Source organism: Candidatus Poribacteria bacterium, from assembly GCA_021295755.1.
GTDB lineage: Bacteria > Poribacteria > WGA-4E > WGA-4E > PCPOR2b > PCPOR2b.
This window is the reverse complement of sequence record JAGWBT010000157.1, coordinates 23957-25575: the sequence shown is the minus strand read 5'-3', so window position 1 is coordinate 25575 and position 1619 is coordinate 23957. Positions and strand designations below refer to the sequence as shown.

The following is a 1619-nucleotide window of genomic DNA, read 5'->3' as shown; positions in this document are numbered from 1 at the left end:
CAAGCATAAAACTTGCTAAAGCAATCTGTATCCCAAGCATAAATGCTTGGGGCTTAGACCTAAAGGGTTTTTTGATAAAGGTTCGATCGCCCAAGAATGAGCCGAAAATCTGGAATCGTCAATCGGTCATTTTTGCCCTTGAATTCGATTAGGTTATGCGGTCCAGCATAGGGAAACGGTGTTTCCAACCGTACTTTTTCCAAATATGTCTTGTGGCGGGGTGCGATAACTGCGTCAATTGTGCGCGGTAGATGGCTTACTTCGACCTGGGTCTGGAGCGGAATACCCAACTTGGTAAATCGAAGGACCATTATCCGCTTGAAAATGGAATCCGACGTATAGCGTTGCGTATCGTTGTTGGAAGTATCAGCCACAGGATTCACCTCAAGAATGGAGCAAGGACTATATGTTACTCACATTTTTCCGTTGTGTCAAATCTTATTGTGCATGGGTCAGTCCATTTCGTTTCTCCTCGTACTCGCCCGGGTGAATGGTCCAAATTCTGTAATTTTTACCGAACAGCCGCTTCATCTATACTGAATCGGTCTTGTTGTGAGTCGAGGGAGGCTTGAATACCGATGGGAAGTGTCAGTTGAGGCGCTGTATGACCAAAGTCTACTCCTGTCAAGATAGGAAATTGTGAGTCCGCTGTGTATTCAAGGATTAACGATTCAAAGAGTTTTTCCTCTTCCTCAGGGAGTTCATTAACCTTACCGATAACTAAGCCTGCAATCTGATCGAACAATCCCATCTGTTGACATTGGGCGAGCGATTCATCAACTTTGCGTAGTAGTCCGCTGCCGAAGTTGACCTCTTCAACGCACAAGATTGCGCCTCGCAACGGGACCCAATATGGCGTACCGACCAGCGTCAACATAACGCTTAAATTCCCGCCAAGTAATGGTCCGCTCGCTTTTCCCTCCCTTAACCAATGCCAGCCCGGATTCGTTTTCATTGCGCGTGGCTGATCCTCGCTCGTATAGGCGTCCGTCCATTGTGCGGGAGGGTTAAGTATACCTACCGGTTCTGCCTTGAATAACATCTGTTCAAGGCTCTGCCATGTATAGGGGAAGGGCTGTGGATATTCGCTGAAACCGTTGAGAATCATCGGGCCGTGAAATGTGACCAGACCTACCTTTGCGTATAGACCAATCAGCAGGGCAGTTATCGCACTATACCCCATCACAATTTTAGGTGATTTCTCAATCTGTTCCCAGTCCAGCAACGGCAGAACCGCATTGACGCCCGAACCACCGGACAGACAGAAGATGGCTTTTATCTTTGGGTCGGCGAACATCTGATTTAAATCTTCGGCTCGGTGCTGAGCCGGTGGATTTAGGTGTTGCCGTTGGTCAAGCGTGTGTTGCGCGAGTTGAACGTGTAGTCCTGCACCCTCTAAATATGTAACTCCCCGTTGCAAGGCAGACTCATGAACTGTGAAAAATGACGTTGCTGTTGATACAATACCTATGGTGTCTTGGGGGACCAATTTGGGTGGTTTTATTGATTCGCGCATCGGGTTGGTTGAAGTTGAATCATCGGCGCGTTTCGCCGTCGCCGGACGGTTCGCAGAGATTCCAGATCCCGCTAGGAGTGCACCAGCGGCGACCTTCAGTGCG

At 48.6% G+C, this 1619-nt stretch carries 2 protein-coding genes; both read right to left on the bottom strand.

Annotation, left to right across the window (positions count from 1 at the left end):
- Positions 1-59 precede the first annotated feature (59 nt).
- Positions 60-374: a hypothetical protein gene (locus J4G02_19540; GenBank protein ID MCE2396727.1), complete on the bottom strand. Its 315-nt coding sequence runs from the start codon at positions 372-374 to the stop codon at positions 60-62.
- Positions 375-511: 137 nt separating this feature from the next.
- The coding region (locus J4G02_19535; GenBank protein MCE2396726.1) for an LD-carboxypeptidase at positions 512-1619 on the bottom strand (1108 nt) is incomplete at its 5' end.